Raw genomic sequence first — 15,663 nt, forward strand, 5'->3', positions numbered from 1 at the left:
GTCCTCCATCAGGCTCGCGCCGCCAGGACGGCCCGCGCCCATCACAGCCGCCACACGCACGAGGATGGCCGTCTTCCAGTCGCCCTCGGCGCCAAAGCCGTAGCCGTCCGCCATGAGGCGCTGCACCGCAAGGCCCGGCAGCTGCTTGAGCCCGCCCAGGTCCTCGAACGTGTCCGTGAAGGCGTCGAAGCCGCCCTCCTCGAGGAAGGAGCGCAGGCCGATCTCGATCGCGGCGCCCTCGCGCAGCGACTCGTGCCGGTCGCCGCCCGGCAGCAGCTCGGGCACGACCTCGTACAGGTCGAGGTACTCGGCGACCAGGGCGTCGACGTCGGCGTCGGAGACCGCCCCGACGCGCTCGGCGAGCTCGTTCACGCCCCAGGTGTTGATCTGGGCGCCGAACACGGCCTCGGCCTCAGTCTTGTCGCCCTCGGTGACCGCGACGTAGCGCATGTTGTCGCCAAAGCGCGCGACCTTGATGCCGCGCGAGGCGTGCCGGCCGGCCGCGGCGCGTGACCACTCGCCCACGCGCTCCTGCACGGACGCGTGCGACGCGTGGCCCACGACCGTGGTGCGGGGGATGTCCAGGCGCGTCTCGATGTAGGCGTACTCGCGGTCACCGTGAGCGGCCTGGTTGAGGTTCATGAAGTCGAAGTCAATCTCGCCCCACGGCAGCTCGATGTTCGCCTGCGTGTGGAGGTGCAGCAGCGGCTTGGTGAGCGCCTGGAGGCCCGCGATCCACATCTTGGCGGGGCTGAATGTGTGCATCCAGGTGATGACGCCGATGACGTTCGGCGCGGCGTTAGCCTCGAGCATCGCCTGCTCGATGGACTCGCGCGAGATGAGGACGGGCTTCCAGACCACCTTCACCGGGAGGGCGTCCGCACCGTCGAGGTGAGCGGCGACGCCCTGCGACTGCTCGGCGACCTGCTGGAGGACCTCGTCGCCGTACAGCGACTGGCTGCCGGTGAGGAACCAGACCTCGTACTCAGAGAGGTCAGGGACGATGCTGCGGGTCATGCGTGGTCTCCTTTCCGGCGACGTCGCCGGGGTCCCGTGAAGATTGTTCACGTTCACATTAACACGAGTTCTCGAACGTGCCACGCCAGCCCATGCACCCTCCCCCTCTGGCGAAATGGGCCCACTTCGCTCGTCTAAGCGCTTGGGCGAGCGAAGTGGGCCCATTTCGCTCGGGACGAGAGGGAGGGGAGGGGGCAGAGTGTGCGCAGCGCGGTGGAGGGCGGGGCTAGCGGGACTCGAGGGGCGCCGCGCTCTCGCGCACGATCAGCTCCGGGGAGACGTACCTGGGCTCCTCCGGCGCTTCACCGTCGACCGCGGCGACCATGACGTCGACGGCGAGCCGCCCGACAGCCTCGAAGTCCTGCCGCACGGTGGTGAGCGGCGGCAGCGTGTGACACGCGGCCGAGTGGTCGTCGAAGCCCACGATCGAGACGTCCTCGGGCACCCGGCGTCCCTGTTCCGCGAGGGCGTGAAGGACGCCGTACGCCATCTCGTCGTTCGCGCAGAACACGGCCGTCGCATCGGCCGCGATCGCCTGACCGGCGGCGAAGCCCGAATCGGGCGACCAGTCACCCTCGACGATGTCGAACGGCTCGAGACCGGCCTCCCCCACGACGGCCAGATACTCCTCGCGGCGGATACGCGCCTCCGTGACCTCGGCGGGACCGGAGACGTGCTGGATCCGCGTGTGGCCCAGCCCCATGAGGTGGCCCATCGCCTGACGGACGCCGGCACGCTGGTCGATCGACGCAGACAGCCCGGCGACCTCACCGCCGGAGAGCAGGTAGACCACGGGGACACCCACACCTGCTGCCTCGAGCGCCTCGACCATCACCTCGCGTTCCGCGGCGAAAGCGATCGCGTCGACGCCGCGTCCCACAAGGAAGTCGAGCGCGTCACCGAGGCTCTCCGCCGTATCCTCGGCACTCGTCATGAGCGTGTGGAGATCCGCTTCGCGCGCCGCGCGCTCGATCGCGTGCAGAGTGCTGAGCGGACCGATGTCGGGAACCACGGGGCCGATCATCCCGATGGTCTGGGTCCGGCCCGTAACGAGCGCCCTGGCCGCAAGGTTGCGACGGTAGCCCAGCTCCTCGATCGCATCGATGACGCGTGCACGGGTCTCCGGGCGAATCCCCGGGAAGTCGTTGAGGACGCGAGACACGGTCTGATGCGAGACGCCCGCACGCGCGGCGACGTCATGCATGCTCGGTCCGCGGGATGTCTTGGCCACAGTGCCTCCTCGGGCGACACTCTAACTCAATGTGAACGTATGACAGGATATTCAGCGAAAGTTGCTCTCACCTGGGGCGGGAGCGGCTGGCACCCGCGGGTACCGACCTCATCCGGGTGATAGCCTGGGACCGGTCACAGTCGCTGTTCTCCGTGCAGTGTGACGCGACGACCTGAGACAATGTCGACCCTGGGGTGCACACGCCGCCACGCGTGATCAGGCCCACGGATGCACAAGAACTGGAGTCACCGATGACTGACCATCGCGAAGCCGCGGCGGCCGCGTTCGAGGCCGCCTACGGGCACGCCCCCACCGGGGTCTGGTCCGCACCAGGGCGGGTGAACCTCATCGGCGAGCACACCGACTACAACAACGGCTACGTCCTGCCCTTCGCGATCGACCGGCGCACCTGGGCTGCCGTGGGCGTCCGCGACGACCGTCAGCTGCGGCTCCGGTCCACCTTCTCGACCTATGAGGTAGTCGCCTCACTGGATACGCTCGACCCGGCCACGATGGACGGTTGGAGCGCCTACGTGCTGGGCGTCGCGTGGGCGATGCAGGACGCCGGCATCGACCTGAGCGCGGCATCCGGTCTGGACATACTCATCGACTCCGACGTTCCCGTCGGCGCCGGGCTGTCGTCGTCCGCCGCGCTCGAGTGCGCGGTCGGAGTCGCGTTCGACGAGCTGTGGAACCTGGGCCTGGACAAGCTGGCCCTCGCTCGCGTGGGCCGCGTCGCGGAGAACAAGGCCGTCGGCGCACCCACGGGACTGCTGGACCAGGCCGCCTCCATGCTCGCCGAGGACGATCACGTCGTGTTCCTCGACTGCGACACCGAGGACGCCCGCCCGGTCTCGCTGCACCTGCGCGACGAGAACCTGACGATCCTCGTGATGAACTCCAACGTCGAGCACGAGCACGCCACCGGCGGCTACGGCGACCGCTTCGCCTCGTGCGCCAAGGGCGCCGCGGCTCTGGGCGTGACCACGCTGCGCGAGATCGGCGAGAGCGACCTCCCCCGCGCGCAGGAGGCGCTCGACGAGGAGACCTACCGCCGCATCCGCCACGTGGTCACCGAGAATCAGCGCGTGCTCGACACCGTCGCCACCCTGGAGGCGGAGGGCCCGCGCGCGATCGGCGAGCTGCTGAACGCCTCGCAGGCGTCCATGCGGGACGACTTCGAGATCACCGTGCCCGAGATCGACCTCGCGTGCAACACCGCGGTGGTCGCGGGCGCCATCGGCGCCCGCATGACCGGCGGTGGCTTCGGGGGCTCCGCCATCGCCCTGGTGCCAGCCGATGCGGTCGAGACCATCGCATCGGCCGTCACCACTGCACTGGCGAACGCCGGGCTGCGGGAGCCTACGATCTTCACCGTGACGCCCTCGCAGGGCGCACGGCGCGACTACTAGGGGGAATGCAATGAGCTGGATGGTGACCGGCGGCGCCGGCTACATCGGATCGCACGTCGTGCGCGCACTGGAGGAGGCGGGCATCCCCGCCGTCGTCCTCGACGACCTGTCGAGCGGCTTCGAGGCCTTCATCCCGGACGGCGTGCCCTTCATCAACGCGTCGATCCTCGAGACCGAGCGCGTGGCGGCGGCGTTGGGTGAGTACGGCGTGACGGGCGTCATCCACTGCGCCGGCTACAAGTACGCCGGCGAGTCGGTGAAGTTCCCGATCCACACCTACCGGCAGAACGTGGAAGGCACCGCGTGCCTGCTCGAGGCCATGGCCGATGCGGGGGTCACCCAGCTGGTCTTCTCCAGTTCCGCGGGGGTCTACGGCACCCCGGAGGAGTCCGTCGTCACCGAGGAGACCGCCACCACCCCCGAGTCGCCCTATGGCGAGTCCAAGTTGATCGGCGAGTGGCTGATCCGCGACCAGGTCCGCGCGACGGCCGGCACCGACAGTCCGCTGCGGGCCACCTCCTTGCGGTACTTCAACGTTGTGGGCTCCGGCACCGCAGACGTCTACGACGCGTCCCCGCACAACCTGTTCCCCAAGGTCATCCGCGCCATCAAGGGTGGCCAGGCGCCGCTGATCTTCGGCGACGACTACGACACCCCCGACGGCACCTGCGTCCGGGACTACGTCCACGTCCAGGACCTCGCCCACAGCCATGTCGCCGCCGCGCGGATGCTCGACTTCAACAAGCCCCTCGCGCCGGTCTACAACCTCGGCTCGGGCGACGGCACCTCCGTGCGCGAGATCGTCGGCAGCCTCCTCGAGGCCGCCGGCTCCGACCTCCAGCCCATCGTCAAGGAGCGCCGCCCGGGCGACCCGGCGCGCATCGTGGCGACCGGCGAGCTCGCCGCTGACGACATCGAATGGAAGATGGCCCACACCATCGAGGAAATGGCCACCTCCGCCTGGTCCGCCGCACCCGACGAGATCTGAGGCGCTACCTCTCTTCGATGTACGCGTCTGCCTGGATCTCGACCAGGTAGTGCGGATCGGCGAGCCTGGACACCTCGACCAGCGTCGCCGCAGGCCGGACGTCTCCGAACGCGCTCCGGTGCGCCGCGGCGACCTTCTCGAGGTCGCGGATGTCCGTGACGTACGCGACCGTCCGGACGACGTCCGCCATGCTCGCCCCCGCCTCACCGAGCGCCCGCTCGATGGTGCCCAGCGCATCGGCCGCCTGCGCGTACGCGTCCTGCACCAGCGCATCGTCCCTGGCGCACGTGCCCGACACCCACACGTGCTGTCCCACGCGCACCGCGCGGGAGTAGCCGTACATGTCCTCGAAAGGCCCACCCGAGCCGAAGAGCTGACGTGCCACCTCAGCGCCTCGAGTCCGCGACCAGGTCCGCGAACCACTGAACAGACGGCTTGGGGGTGCGCGCGAAGGTCACCGGATCCACCTCGTGGAGGCCGAACGTGGGTCGGTAGCCCTCAGCCCACTCGAAGTTGTCGAGCAGGCTCCAGGCGTAGAAGCCGCGCACGTCCACCCCTTCGTCCATCGCCTCGCCCAGCGACGCCAGGGAGCGCGAGTAGTACTCGATGCGCTCGGCGTCGTCCTCGGTCGCCACGCCGTTCTCGGTCACGATCACCGGCACCTGGGCCACCGCCGCGGCGTGCCGCACGGACCGCCCGAGCGCCTCGGGCTCGAAGAGCCAGCCCCTCTGCGTGGTGCGCCAGTCCTCGGGGATCTCCAGCGGCTTGCCGTCCGGGCCCATGTGCTCGGTCGTGTAGGTCTGCACGCCGATGTAGTCGTCGTCGCGCGCGATCTCCAGGTAGACGCCGTGGAAGCCGTGAGCGCGATCGGCGGCCTCGGCGGTCCACGCATCCCACCGCAGGCCCTCGGACGTGATGTCGCCGTCGGGGTGGACCACCACATCGGGAAGCGCGAGCGTCAGGCCCACAGGAAAGTCGCCCGGGCCCGCCTTCAACGCCTCGCGCGCCTTCCAGTGGGCCTCCACGAAGTTCGCCGTCGCCGCCTCGTAGCCGGCGGCATCGTCCGTGCGCCCCGGCGGGAACATGCCGCCCAGGTAGCCGGCACCCGCGACCACGTTGGGCTCGTTGAACGTCGCCGCGATATCGATGTGGTCGCCCAGGTGCTGGACCACGATGTCCGCGTACCGCGCGAAGCGATCCACGAAGGTCGCGCCCGCGACGCCGCCCTGATCCGCGAGCCACAGCGGCGTGGTGAAGTGGTGCAGCGTGACCGAGGTCTTGAGACCCATCTCGTGGGCCGCGACCATGATCTCGCGATAGTGCTCGAGCGCCGCCAGCGAGAACTCGCCCTCGGCGGGCTCGATCCTGCTCCACTCGAGCGAGAAGCGGTACGCGTCGAGGCCCATGCGCTGCACCAGCTGGAGGTCCTCGAGCCACCGATGCCACGAGTCGCACGCATCGCCGCTGGACTCGGCCGTGCCCGTGCCGGGCGTGTGCTCGAAACGCCACCAGTCGTTGTTCACGTTGCCCCCCTCGATCTGATGGGCGGCCGTGGCCGTGCCCCAGATCCACCCCGGAGGCACGGCTCCGAACCTGGTCATCGGCGTGTGCTCGCTCATGGCTGGCTCCTTCGCTCGCGGGGGACATCTTCAGCCTAGATCCGGGGGCCGCGCGGCGCTCGCGCGCGCCGGCGCCGCGTACCCTGGCCCGATGGAACCGTTCAGCATGACTCACGGGACGCAGGTCAAGGTGTTTCACACCGAGGATGACGGCGCGACGCTCGTCACCACGACGTCTGACACCGCCCACCCGGAGCGCCCCCCGCACGTGGGGTACGAGCAGTGCGAGAACGAGTCCGAGGCCGGCGCCGTTCTGCAGAAGTGGGTTTTCGACCTCCAGCGTCAGGGCTGGCAGGTCGCCGACTAGCGGCTCAGCCCCACCCCAGTTCGTGGAGCCGGTCGTCGTCGATCCCGAAGTGGTGCGCGATCTCGTGCACCACGGTGACCGCGACCTCCTCGCGCACGTGATCCGCGTCCTCGCACATGCGCAGCGTGGGGTTCATGTAGATGAAGATGCGGTCCGGCAGGTCGCCCATCCCCCAGTCCGAGCCGCGGTCGGTGAGCGCCACGCCGTCATAGAGCCCCAGGAGCTCCGGGTCGCCGGACGGCGAGTCGTCCTCGATGAGGATCACCACGTTGTCGACCACCGCGAGCAGCTCCTCGGGGATCGAGTCGATGGCGTCGTCGACGGCCTCCTCGAACTCCGCGCGCGTCATCTCGACCATGCGGACCATTGTCTCGGACGGGCCGGGAGTTGGAGAACGGCCGTCGCGACCCGTACGATAGGCGGGTCCTTGACGCTCGGACGTACGGGCGTCAGACGGCGCCCTCATCGTCTAGCGGCCTAGGACGCCGCCCTTTCACGGCGGTAGCACGGGTTCGAATCCCGTTGGGGGTACGACACACCCCTCGGGATGGTCTACAATCTTCTTCGGCCCACTTCTCGCGAAGTAGGTCATCAGCAAGGCCCTGTGGCGCAGTTGGTTAGCGCGCCGCCCTGTCACGGCGGAGGTCGCGGGTTCAAGTCCCGTCAGGGTCGCGGTGGGTACGCCCCTTCCAGTGGAAGGGGCGTTCCGCTAGTGGGGGTTCGCCCCTGCGACCAGGCTCTGTAGCTCAGTTGGTAGAGCGTTCGACTGAAAATCGAAAGGTCACCGGATCGACGCCGGTCGGAGCCACATCACGAAAGCCCCCGCCTCGGCGGGGGCTTTCGGCTTTCTCCCGGCCGATGCGCGGGCCGGCCTCCGTACGCACCTCAGTGCCGCATCGGCCCTCACGCGTTTGCGCTGGTGTGCCGATTAACGGTGTACTAGGACTACGCCGATCTTGGAGGACACATGGCCAGCCCGGGAAAGATGTTCGTGAACGCCATTCTTGGCGCGATTGCCGGGCAATGGGTCGCGACCATCAAGACCGAGGTCGAGATCATCAAGGTCGAGGTCAAGTACAAGAGCAAGCAGCTCGGCGCTGGCGCGGCCCTGATCATCGTCGCGGGCATGATCGCGTTCTGGATGTTCGCGGTCCTCATCGCCGCTGCGGTCCTGGGGCTGTCGAACGTGGTCTCGCCGTGGCTCGCCGCGCTGATCGTCGCCGGCATCCTGCTGTTCTGGATCCTGGTCTTCGGCCTGTGGGGCTTCTTCAAGATCAAGAAGAACTACGACCTGATCCCCGAGGCATCGATCCAGCGGATCAAGGACTCGTTCTGACCTGAGCCGCTATGCCGGCGAGCCCTTGAGTTCGGGCGCGGCCTCCGGCCGCGGCTTGGGCCTGCGCTGAGCCAGCCACACGCCCGTGAGCACGATGGCTGCGCCCACGGGCTCGTACCAGTGCAAGGTCTCGCCCAGCACCACCACACCCAGCACCGTCGCGACTACCGGGACCGCGTAGGTCACTGACGCCGCGGTGGTCGCGCCCGCGGCCTTCACGATCTTCCAGAACCACACGTACGCGAAGCTGGTGCCGGTCACGCCCAGGGCGAGCAGCGCCCACAGCGACACCGAGTCCAGCGCGATCGCCCCGGCGTCCGGAGCGGGAGCCGCGAGCGCGAACGGCGCCACCACGAGGATCGACAGCGAGATCTGCGTCGCGGACAGCACCACCGGAGATTGCTGCACGCGGCTGAGCAGCACCCGCGACAGCGTCGAGCCGATCCCGTAGCAGGCCGTCGCTCCCAGCATCAGCGCCGCGCCCAGCAACGGCAGGTCGTCCACGCGCCACGCGCCGAGCAGGACAGCGATCCCCACGGCGCCCAGCACGAGCCCGATCAGCTGAGCGCGGCTCACGCGCTCGGTGGGGATCAGCAGCGCGACGAACAGCGCAGTCCACAAGGGCGTGGTCGCGTTGAGCAGGCTCGCCAGGATGCTGGTGAGGTGCTGCTGCGCGAGGGGAATGAGGATCAGCGGGATGCCGGACAGCACGACTCCCACGACGCCGATCGACACCACCGCTCGCCACGTGAGGCGCGGCAGGCGTCGCATCGCCAGCACCAGGCCGATCAGCACGACCGCCCCGAAGACGAGCCGCCCGAGCGCCACCTGCGCCGGCGCGAAGCCGCGCAGTGCGACCTCGATGAACAGGAAGCTCGAGCCCCACGCCAGCGATACGCCCAGGAAGTACGGGAGCCACGCGCGCAGCGGCACCTCCGACAGCGGCGTCACCACTCACCCGCCGGACGCTGGACTGCCGCGTCCTCCGTCCCCGCGCGCCGCAGGCGCGCGAGCGCTGCCGCCTCGTCCGGCGTGACGGCCGATGCGGTGGTTGCGCGCGCCTCGGCTGTGCCGTCTCGAGGGAGGACGCGGGTGGCCTCGGTGACGGTCGCATCGGCCATCCGCAATCCCTCGTGCTCGAGCATCTCCGCCTTGATGCCCGGGCCGCCGAAGCCATAGCCGCCCAGCCGGCCGCCCGAGGCGATCACGCGATGGCACGGCACGAACAGGCCCACCGTGTTGCGCGCGCACGCCGTCCCCGCGGCGCGCATCGCCCGGGGGCGCCCCGCCATCGCTGCGAGCTCCTGGTAGCTCACGACCTCGCCTGCGGGAACGCCGCGCAGGGTCTCCCAAACCTCGGAGAAGAAGGGGCTGCCATGCAGCACGACCGGGACGCGGGTGATGGCGTCGCCGTCGCCGGCCAGCCACGCCTCAACGGCGTCCGCGATCTCCGGGAGCGGTGCGGGCTCGACGTCGCGCTCGGTCATGGTCGCCGGCAGGTGCGCGATCACCTCGCGGAGGGGGCTGAAGCCGGCCGCGTGGACCGCGCCATCCTCGGGCGCCACGATCACATTCAGCTCGCCGAAGGGAGTGTCCAGGGCGAGAGTCGAGAGCGGGGCGTCCGGCATGGGTCAAGGCTACGGCTGCGACGGGGTGCCAGCGCATCGCCCGGTGGCGCCGCACGCCCAACGGCGCCGCCACACGCACAACGGCGCCGCCACACGCAAAACGGCCCCCGCCCCGTGAAGGGCGAGGGCCGAGGTCAGCGGCAATGCTGGTGCTGCTACGGGCGGCGCTTCTCCTGTGCCTCGGCGAGCAGGGCCTGAACCTCTGCCTCGCGGAAGCGGCGGTGGCCTCCCAGGGTGCGGATCGATGAGAGCTTGCCGACCTTGGCCCACCGCGTCACGGTCTTCGGGTCGACGCGGAAGATCGCGGCAACCTCGCTGGGCGTCAGCAGCTTCTCGGGCTCCTGGACAGTGTCAGCCATCATGGTGCGCTTCCTTCAGTGGTGATGGTCCCCCCTCGGGACCCTTGTACGTCATGAGACAGCCAACATTCTCGACTATGACGCCGTTCTGCCGACATTTTCCGGATTGGTGTGATTGGAGGGGACTCGCACCCATGCCGCGCGCCGTTGTAAAGTACGTCTCAGGACTCACAACGCAGGGCCCGCAGCATGTGCGCGCCCGCGAAGCAACCCGGGAAGGGACGGCGACATGGGGCGCGGCCGTCAGAAGGCTAAGGACGCGAAGATCGCGCGTCAGCTGAAGTACTCGCACCACGGAAGCGACATCCGTGACCTCGAGCGCGAGTTGATCAGCGGCAGCGAGACGCACTCCCAGGACACCACGACCGAGGAGTCGGAGGACCAGTACGACCGCTGGGCCGACGACGACGACCGGTAGGACCGGCCCCCGCGGTCGATTCTCGTTCGCCTAAGCCCTTAGGCGAACGATTCGGGCCCATTTCGCTCGTGACGGGAGCGCTGGCGAGCGAGAATCAACCGCCAGCGCGTTCTCAGTAGCGCCGATGCTCGGGCCGAGGTGGCGCGGTCAGGCGCGGTAGGCGCCCGACAGGAACACCCCACCGCCGTGGACGCCCTTGGCGCCGCGCACGGCATCGGGTCCGGCCACGCGACCGTCGTCCTCGACGACCTCGCCCAGCCTCCATGCGGGCACGCCCGCGGCCTCGGACGCGGCGATGAGGCCGTCCGCCTCCGACGGCGCCACGATCGCGACCATGCCCACGCCCATGTTCAGCGTGGACTCGAGGTCGCCCCACGGCACGGAGCCGGCAGCCTGGACCACGGAGAACACCGGCGGCAGGTCCCACGCGTCTCGCGCGATGGTCGCGGCGAGACCGGAGGGCATGATGCGCGCGACATTCGCCGCTAGACCGCCCCCGGTCACGTGCGAGAACGCGCGCAGCCCCGGCGTGGCCTCCGCGAGCGACACGCACAGCGACGCGTAGATCCTGGTGGGCTCGAGCAGCTCCTCGCCCACGGTCCGGCCCAGGTCGTCGAGGTGGGTGTCCAGCGACCAGCCGGCGTGCGAGACCACGCGCCGCACCAGCGAGTACCCGTTGGAGTGCAGCCCCGATGACGCCATCGCCACGACCACATCACCCGCGCGCACGCGCTCCGGCCCCAGCAGCGCAGAGGCCTCCACGACGCCAATGGCGGCACCGGCGACGTCGTAGTCGTCGGGCTCCATGACACCCGGGTGCTCGGCGGTCTCGCCACCCACCAGTGCGGTGCCGGCGAGCGAGCAGCCCTCGGCGATGCCGCGCACGATGTCCGCGATCCGCTCGGGCACCACGCGACCGCACGCGATGTAGTCGGTCATGACGAGCGGCTTGGCGCCGCACACCACGATGTCGTCCACGACCATCGCGACCAGGTCCTGGCCAATGGTGTCGTGCACATCGAGCGACCGCGCGATCACGATCTTGGTGCCCACGCCGTCCGTGGAGGACGCGAGCAGCGGCCGCTCGTAGGCCTTCAGCGCGGACGCGTCGAACAGGCCCGCGAACGCGCCGATCCCGCCCAGCACCTCCGGCCCGTGCGTCTGCGCGACCGCGGCCTTCATCAGCTCGACGGCCTTGTCGCCGGCCTCGGTGTCGACGCCGGCGGATGCGTAGGTGATGGGCTCGGACACTCAGGCCTCCACGGGCTGCACGGCGAGCAGGTGCCGCGCGTCGATGGGCGGGGCGATGGGGTACTCGCCGGTGAAGCACGCGGTGCACAGCCGCTCGCGCGCCTGCTCGGTCGCGGCGATCATGCCGTCGGCGGAGATGTAGCCCAGCGAGTCGGCGCCCAGCTGGTCACGGATCTCGTCGACGGTGTGGCCCACGGCGGCGAGCTCCTCGCGCGTCGCGAAGTCGATGCCGTAGAAGCACGGCCACTGCACGGGCGGCGAGGAGATGCGCACGTGGACCTCGGCGGCGCCGGCCTCGCGCAGCATCGACACGATCGCACGCTGGGTGTTGCCGCGCACGATCGAGTCATCCACGACCACGAGCCGCTTGCCGGCGATCTGCTCGCGCAGCGGGTTGAGCTTGAGGCGGATGCCCAGCTGGCGGAGCGTCTGCGACGGCTGGATGAAGGTGCGGCCCACGTACGCGTTCTTGGTGAGCCCCTGCCCGAAGGGGATCCCGGACTCCTGGGCGTAGCCCACGGCGGCGGGCGTGCCGGACTCCGGCGTGGGCATCACCATGTCCGCGTCCACGGGGTGCTCGCGCGCGAGCGCACGGCCCATCTCGACGCGTGCCGCGTGGATGGATCGCCCGTTGATGGTGGTGTCGGGCCGCGCGAGGTAGACGAACTCGAACACGCAGCCCTTGGGGTCGGCGGTCGCGAAGCGCTGCGAGTGCACCCCGTTCGCATCGATCGTCAGGAACTCGCCCGGCTCCACCTCTCGCACGAAACGCGCGCCCACGATGTCGAGGGCGGGCGTCTCGGAGGCCACAACCCAGCCGCCGCTGGGCATCTCGCCCAGCACCAGCGGCCGCACTCCCTGGGGGTCGCGCGCGGCGTACAGCGTGGTCTCGTCCATGAACACGAACGAGAAGGCGCCCTCGACGTGCGGCAGCAGCTCGAGCGCGGTCTCGGTGAGCGTCTCGTAGCGCTCCCACCCCAGCAGCGCGGTGATGATCATGGTGTCCGACGCACCCTGCTTGACCATGTCCGCGCGCCGCTCCGCGCCCAGCCGCTCGCCCACCATGTCCAGCAGCTGCTCGGTGTTGGTGAGATTGCCGTTGTGCCCCAGCGCCACGGTCCCGGAGCGCGACGGGCCCAGCGTGGGCTGCGCGTTCGCCCAGGTCGAGGCGCCGGTGGTCGAGTAGCGCGCGTGACCCACGGCGACGTGGCCCTGCAGCGCCTCGAGCGCGCCCTCGTCGAAGACCTGCGACACCAGCCCCATGTCCTTGAACACCAGGATCTTGTCGCCCGGGCTGGTCGCGATGCCAGCGGACTCCTGGCCGCGGTGCTGCAACGCGTAGAGGCCGAAGTAGGTGAGCTTCGCGACCTCCTCGTCCGGCGCGAAGATGCCGAACACGCCGCACGCGTCCTGCGGTCCCTTCTCCCCGGGGTCGATGTCGTGATTGAGGAGTCCGTCGCCGCGGCGGCTCATCAGCGCTCCTCGTCTTCCGGGGTGGACGGTGCAGCCGGGGGCGCCGATGCGCGGGTCGCCTCCGCGTCCGCCTCGCCGGGGGCGTCGGGCCCCGTCCAGGGGGCCGATGCGCTGGCGGCCTCACGCTCCTTCGCCGCCTTCACGTGGCGCGGGGTGCCGCGGTCGAGGCTCACGGCGATCAGGCCGGCGATCGTGACAGTCACGAGAGCGAAGCCCAGTCCCACGATGAGACCCACCGTGAGCCGGCCCACGCCGGTCGAGTTGGGCAGCAGCAGACCGCACAGAAGGCCGGCGATCAAGCCGACGGCCACGCCCGTTCCCATCACGCGGCCGAACCGGGGAGCGCGACGCACGGTCGCGGGGACCGAGATGCGCTCGAGCTCCTCGACCGAGGGCGTGTCCTCGGGCCGGGAACCGTGGGGGGCGTCGCTCACGGCACCAGTCTAGGCGTCGCCCGCGAGGGCGAGGGCACCGTCCATCCACCATTGCCCCGCCGCAGGCCCGCCATTGCACGTGCCGTCGGATTCCCCCGGCGCCTTGACCCACGCGACCGCCCGGAAGGCCCCCTCGCCGATCATGCGCGGCGGCTCCCCGATCGCGCGGCCCGACGGGTTGCACCACTCGCCGTTCGAGCCGTTGCCGTTGCGCGAGGTGTCGACGATGAAGTCGAGACCCGTCGCGGCCGCAATCGGCTCGGCCCACCCGCGCTCGTCCTCAGTGGTCTGGTAGTTCGACGTGTTGGTGGAGAAGCCCGCAAGGTGATCCGTGCCCACCTGCTCGAGCCGGGCCACCACGTCGGAGCCGGAGCGCCAGCCCGAGTGACCCGCGTCGAGGAAGACGTCCGCGCCGGCCTCGGCGAGCACGCGCGCCGCACCTGCCAGCAGCCCCGCGCGGTCGCCCTGGCCGTCGCAGTCCCCCATCTGCGCCAGCGCATCGGGCTCGAGCACCACCCAGGTCTCGGAGCCTGCTGCGATGCCGGCCGCGACCTGGCCCACGAAGCCCAGATACTGATCCTCGGCGACGCCGCCCGCGCTGTGCAGGCCGCAGTCGCGCCCGGGGATCGCGTAGACCACCAGCAGCGCCACCTCGCCCGCCGCAGCCGCGTCGCCGGTGATGCGCGCGACCGTGCCAGTCAGGTCCTGCGTCCATTCGCCCAGCCAGGTCGCCACGGGCTGCTCGGCGATGCGACGGACGAGTGCGGCATCGGCGTCGCGCCCGTCGGACTCGAGCTGCGCGAGCACGGAGTCCGCCTGGGAGGGGGCGTGGAAGAAGCGGGGCGCTGCGGTCATCGCGGTGTCCTCGTCGGTAGGCGTGGGAGTGGGATGGGCCGATGCCGTGGTCGGCTCAGGCGTGGGCGTCGCCGCGGCGACAGGTGCGGCAGGCGACGGCGACGCATCCGTCGTCGCCGCATCGGCGCTGCACGAGGCGAGCGCGAGGCTCGCCGCGAGCACGACTGCCGCGAGACGCCGAGCCCGCATCAGTGCTCCTCGAGCGAGCCGTTCGCCGCGAGGGCGAGCGCGTGGTTGCGGGAGAACTGGCCGCGGGTGGGGCCGCCGTTGCACGCACCGTCGGACTCCCCCACCCGCTTGATCCACACATGCGCGTCGAGTGTGCCGTCGCCGATCAGCCGCGGCGGGACCCCGATGCCTGCCTCGGGCGGGTTGCACGGATCGGGGTCGTCGAGCGGAACCCCCGAGCGGGAGGTGTCCACGATGATGCCCAGGCCCGCCTGACCTGGGTCCGATCCGGTGCGGGGCGCGTCGATGTCGACCCCCGCGGCCGCGAGCGCCGCCAGGACCGCCTGCCCGCCGGCCACCTGATCGGACGGCGCTCGGTAGCCGTTGGTGCCCACCGCGATCCCGGCCACGGGAGCCAGGTCCAGCCCCGCCAGCGTGGCGGCGAGCCTGTCCGGGTCCTCGACCAGGCCCGCGTCGAGGTAGACGGCGGCACCGGCTCCTGCCAGAGTTGCGGCCGCGTCCGAGAGCCACGCGCCTCTCGGGTCGTTCTCGCAGGAGCCCAGGTCCGCGATGAGGCCCGGCTCCAGCAGGATCCACACGTCGGCGCCCGAGCCCGGCAGCTCCTCGACCAGCACCTGCGAGCGCTCCTGGTAGAAGGCCTCCAGCGCGGGGTCGCCGGCGGCCTCCTCGCACGTGTAGTCGCGCATCCCGTAATAGGCGATGAGGCCGATGCGATCCGCCTCCGCGGCCGCGACGTACACCTGGTGCGCGTAGTTGGCGATCGCGTCGTTGGTGGACCACGACCCGATCCACCGGAACTGCGCGGTGTGCACGATCCGGTTCATGAGGTCGTAGTCGTCCCACCGTTCCTCCTGCGCGAGCGTCACCGCAGGCACCACGGCCTTGGTGACGTCGACGAGGAAATCGCCGTGATCGGGCCACGGCTCGACCGTCGGAGCGGGACGATCGGGGAAGGGGTCGAAGTCGTCGGCCGATGCGGTGGCAGACGGCGCGGGTGCCGTCGGCGAGGTGCCGGGCACGGAGGGCGACGGCGTAGTGTCGGTGATCACCGCATCGGCGCTGCAGGCCGCGAGAGCGAGCATGCTGACGCCCACAGCAGCCGCGAGGCGGGCGGACGTCAAGGTCGAAGGCACAGGCGCCATGCAA

At 70.4% G+C, this 15,663-nt stretch carries 18 protein-coding genes and 3 tRNA genes; 8 read left to right on the forward strand and 13 right to left on the reverse strand.

Annotated features, from left to right (window positions below; translation table 11 throughout):
- Positions 1-1,017 (reverse strand): L-arabinose isomerase (locus QZ483_RS08075; RefSeq protein ID WP_297082761.1); only part of this gene is annotated, 1,017 nt, incomplete at its 3' end.
- Between the two features lie 226 nt (positions 1,018-1,243).
- Complete coding sequence (locus tag QZ483_RS08080; protein ID WP_297082763.1) at positions 1,244-2,248, reverse strand: LacI family DNA-binding transcriptional regulator; 1,005 nt, start codon at positions 2,246-2,248, stop codon at positions 1,244-1,246.
- A 251-nt stretch (positions 2,249-2,499) separates the two neighbouring features.
- On the opposite strand from QZ483_RS08080, the gene galK reads away from it, so the two are divergent.
- Complete coding sequence (galK, locus tag QZ483_RS08085) at positions 2,500-3,660, forward strand: galactokinase (protein ID WP_297082765.1); 1,161 nt, start codon at positions 2,500-2,502, stop codon at positions 3,658-3,660.
- A 10-nt stretch (positions 3,661-3,670) separates the two neighbouring features.
- On the forward strand, positions 3,671-4,648 hold the full coding sequence (gene galE / locus QZ483_RS08090) for a UDP-glucose 4-epimerase GalE (protein ID WP_297082767.1): 978 nt from the start codon (positions 3,671-3,673) through the stop codon (positions 4,646-4,648).
- Positions 4,649-4,652: 4 nt separating this feature from the next.
- Here galE and QZ483_RS08095 read toward each other — a convergent pair whose 3' ends face one another.
- Both QZ483_RS08095 and QZ483_RS08100 read right to left on the reverse strand, forming a co-directional pair.
- Positions 4,653-5,033: a Rid family hydrolase gene (locus QZ483_RS08095; protein WP_297082770.1), complete on the reverse strand. Its 381-nt coding sequence runs from the start codon at positions 5,031-5,033 to the stop codon at positions 4,653-4,655.
- 1 nt (position 5,034) lies between these two features.
- Complete coding sequence (locus tag QZ483_RS08100) at positions 5,035-6,267, reverse strand: glycoside hydrolase family 1 protein (protein ID WP_297082772.1); 1,233 nt, start codon at positions 6,265-6,267, stop codon at positions 5,035-5,037.
- A gap of 91 nt (positions 6,268-6,358) precedes the next feature.
- On the opposite strand from QZ483_RS08100, the gene QZ483_RS08105 reads away from it, so the two are divergent.
- Positions 6,359-6,574 (forward strand): hypothetical protein, encoded by a 216-nt coding sequence (locus tag QZ483_RS08105; RefSeq protein ID WP_297082774.1) that lies wholly within the window; start codon positions 6,359-6,361, stop codon positions 6,572-6,574.
- A 4-nt stretch (positions 6,575-6,578) separates the two neighbouring features.
- Here the strand turns inward: QZ483_RS08105 and QZ483_RS08110 are convergent, their stop codons facing one another.
- On the reverse strand, positions 6,579-6,932 hold the full coding sequence (locus tag QZ483_RS08110; protein ID WP_297082776.1) for a metallopeptidase family protein: 354 nt from the start codon (positions 6,930-6,932) through the stop codon (positions 6,579-6,581).
- 100 nt (positions 6,933-7,032) lie between these two features.
- On the opposite strand from QZ483_RS08110, the gene QZ483_RS08115 reads away from it, so the two are divergent.
- From QZ483_RS08115 to QZ483_RS08130, 4 genes are all read left to right on the forward strand, one after another.
- Positions 7,033-7,105: transfer RNA gene (locus QZ483_RS08115), tRNA-Glu, on the forward strand.
- A gap of 67 nt (positions 7,106-7,172) precedes the next feature.
- Positions 7,173-7,246, forward strand: a tRNA-Asp gene (locus QZ483_RS08120).
- Positions 7,247-7,309: 63 nt separating this feature from the next.
- A tRNA-Phe gene (locus QZ483_RS08125) sits at positions 7,310-7,382 on the forward strand.
- A gap of 159 nt (positions 7,383-7,541) precedes the next feature.
- Positions 7,542-7,910 carry a phage holin family protein gene (locus QZ483_RS08130; RefSeq protein WP_297082778.1) on the forward strand — a complete coding sequence of 123 codons (369 nt, stop codon included), beginning with the start codon at positions 7,542-7,544 and terminating at the stop codon, positions 7,908-7,910.
- Between the two features lie 9 nt (positions 7,911-7,919).
- Here the strand turns inward: QZ483_RS08130 and QZ483_RS08135 are convergent, their stop codons facing one another.
- The 3 genes from QZ483_RS08135 to QZ483_RS08145 form a co-directional block, all read right to left on the reverse strand.
- Complete coding sequence (locus tag QZ483_RS08135) at positions 7,920-8,861, reverse strand: DMT family transporter (RefSeq protein ID WP_297082780.1); 942 nt, start codon at positions 8,859-8,861, stop codon at positions 7,920-7,922.
- The gene (locus tag QZ483_RS08140) at positions 8,858-9,538 is read right to left on the reverse strand and encodes a methylated-DNA--[protein]-cysteine S-methyltransferase (protein ID WP_297082782.1); all 681 of its coding nucleotides are present in this window, start codon (positions 9,536-9,538) and stop codon (positions 8,858-8,860) included. The genes QZ483_RS08135 and QZ483_RS08140 overlap by 4 nt, the downstream gene beginning before the upstream one ends.
- Before the next feature lie 155 nt (positions 9,539-9,693).
- Positions 9,694-9,897 carry a BldC family transcriptional regulator gene (locus QZ483_RS08145; RefSeq protein ID WP_297082795.1) on the reverse strand — a complete coding sequence of 68 codons (204 nt, stop codon included), beginning with the start codon at positions 9,895-9,897 and terminating at the stop codon, positions 9,694-9,696.
- A 229-nt stretch (positions 9,898-10,126) separates the two neighbouring features.
- On the opposite strand from QZ483_RS08145, the gene QZ483_RS08150 reads away from it, so the two are divergent.
- Positions 10,127-10,315, forward strand: a complete 189-nt coding sequence (locus QZ483_RS08150; RefSeq protein WP_297082783.1) for a DUF3073 family protein — start codon at positions 10,127-10,129, stop codon at positions 10,313-10,315.
- Between the two features lie 147 nt (positions 10,316-10,462).
- Here QZ483_RS08150 and purM read toward each other — a convergent pair whose 3' ends face one another.
- The 5 genes from purM to QZ483_RS08175 all read right to left on the reverse strand — a co-directional run.
- Positions 10,463-11,566 (reverse strand): phosphoribosylformylglycinamidine cyclo-ligase, encoded by a 1,104-nt coding sequence (gene purM, locus QZ483_RS08155; RefSeq protein ID WP_297082785.1) that lies wholly within the window; start codon positions 11,564-11,566, stop codon positions 10,463-10,465.
- Positions 11,567-13,039: an amidophosphoribosyltransferase gene (purF, locus tag QZ483_RS08160; protein ID WP_297082787.1), complete on the reverse strand. Its 1,473-nt coding sequence runs from the start codon at positions 13,037-13,039 to the stop codon at positions 11,567-11,569.
- On the reverse strand, positions 13,039-13,473 hold the full coding sequence (locus QZ483_RS08165; protein ID WP_297082789.1) for a hypothetical protein: 435 nt from the start codon (positions 13,471-13,473) through the stop codon (positions 13,039-13,041). Before QZ483_RS08165 ends, purF begins: the two co-directional genes overlap by 1 nt.
- Positions 13,474-13,482: 9 nt before the next feature.
- Positions 13,483-14,517: a glycoside hydrolase family 6 protein gene (locus tag QZ483_RS08170; RefSeq protein WP_297082791.1), complete on the reverse strand. Its 1,035-nt coding sequence runs from the start codon at positions 14,515-14,517 to the stop codon at positions 13,483-13,485.
- The coding region (locus QZ483_RS08175; RefSeq protein ID WP_297082792.1) for a glycoside hydrolase family 6 protein at positions 14,517-15,663 on the reverse strand (1,147 nt) is incomplete at its 5' end. The genes QZ483_RS08175 and QZ483_RS08170, both read right to left, overlap by 1 nt.

Source organism: uncultured Demequina sp. (assembly GCF_913055775.1).
In the GTDB taxonomy this organism is placed as follows: Bacteria; Actinomycetota; Actinomycetes; order Actinomycetales; family Demequinaceae; genus Demequina.

Coding starts and splice junctions, on each gene's coding strand:
- QZ483_RS08170 (WP_297082791.1), bottom strand. CDS start 14,517: ATGCGGGCTCGGCGTCTCGCGGCAGTCGTGCTCGCGGCGAGCCTCGCG.
- galE (WP_297082767.1), top strand. CDS start 3,671: ATGAGCTGGATGGTGACCGGCGGCGCCGGCTACATCGGATCGCACGTC.
- QZ483_RS08130 (WP_297082778.1), top strand. CDS start 7,542: ATGGCCAGCCCGGGAAAGATGTTCGTGAACGCCATTCTTGGCGCGATT.
- QZ483_RS08150 (WP_297082783.1), top strand. CDS start 10,127: ATGGGGCGCGGCCGTCAGAAGGCTAAGGACGCGAAGATCGCGCGTCAG.
- galK (WP_297082765.1), top strand. CDS start 2,500: ATGACTGACCATCGCGAAGCCGCGGCGGCCGCGTTCGAGGCCGCCTAC.
- QZ483_RS08105 (WP_297082774.1), top strand. CDS start 6,359: ATGGAACCGTTCAGCATGACTCACGGGACGCAGGTCAAGGTGTTTCAC.
- QZ483_RS08140 (WP_297082782.1), bottom strand. CDS start 9,538: ATGCCGGACGCCCCGCTCTCGACTCTCGCCCTGGACACTCCCTTCGGC.
- QZ483_RS08145 (WP_297082795.1), bottom strand. CDS start 9,897: ATGGCTGACACTGTCCAGGAGCCCGAGAAGCTGCTGACGCCCAGCGAG.
- purF (WP_297082787.1), bottom strand. CDS start 13,039: ATGAGCCGCCGCGGCGACGGACTCCTCAATCACGACATCGACCCCGGG.
- QZ483_RS08100 (WP_297082772.1), bottom strand. CDS start 6,267: ATGAGCGAGCACACGCCGATGACCAGGTTCGGAGCCGTGCCTCCGGGG.
- QZ483_RS08110 (WP_297082776.1), bottom strand. CDS start 6,932: ATGGTCGAGATGACGCGCGCGGAGTTCGAGGAGGCCGTCGACGACGCC.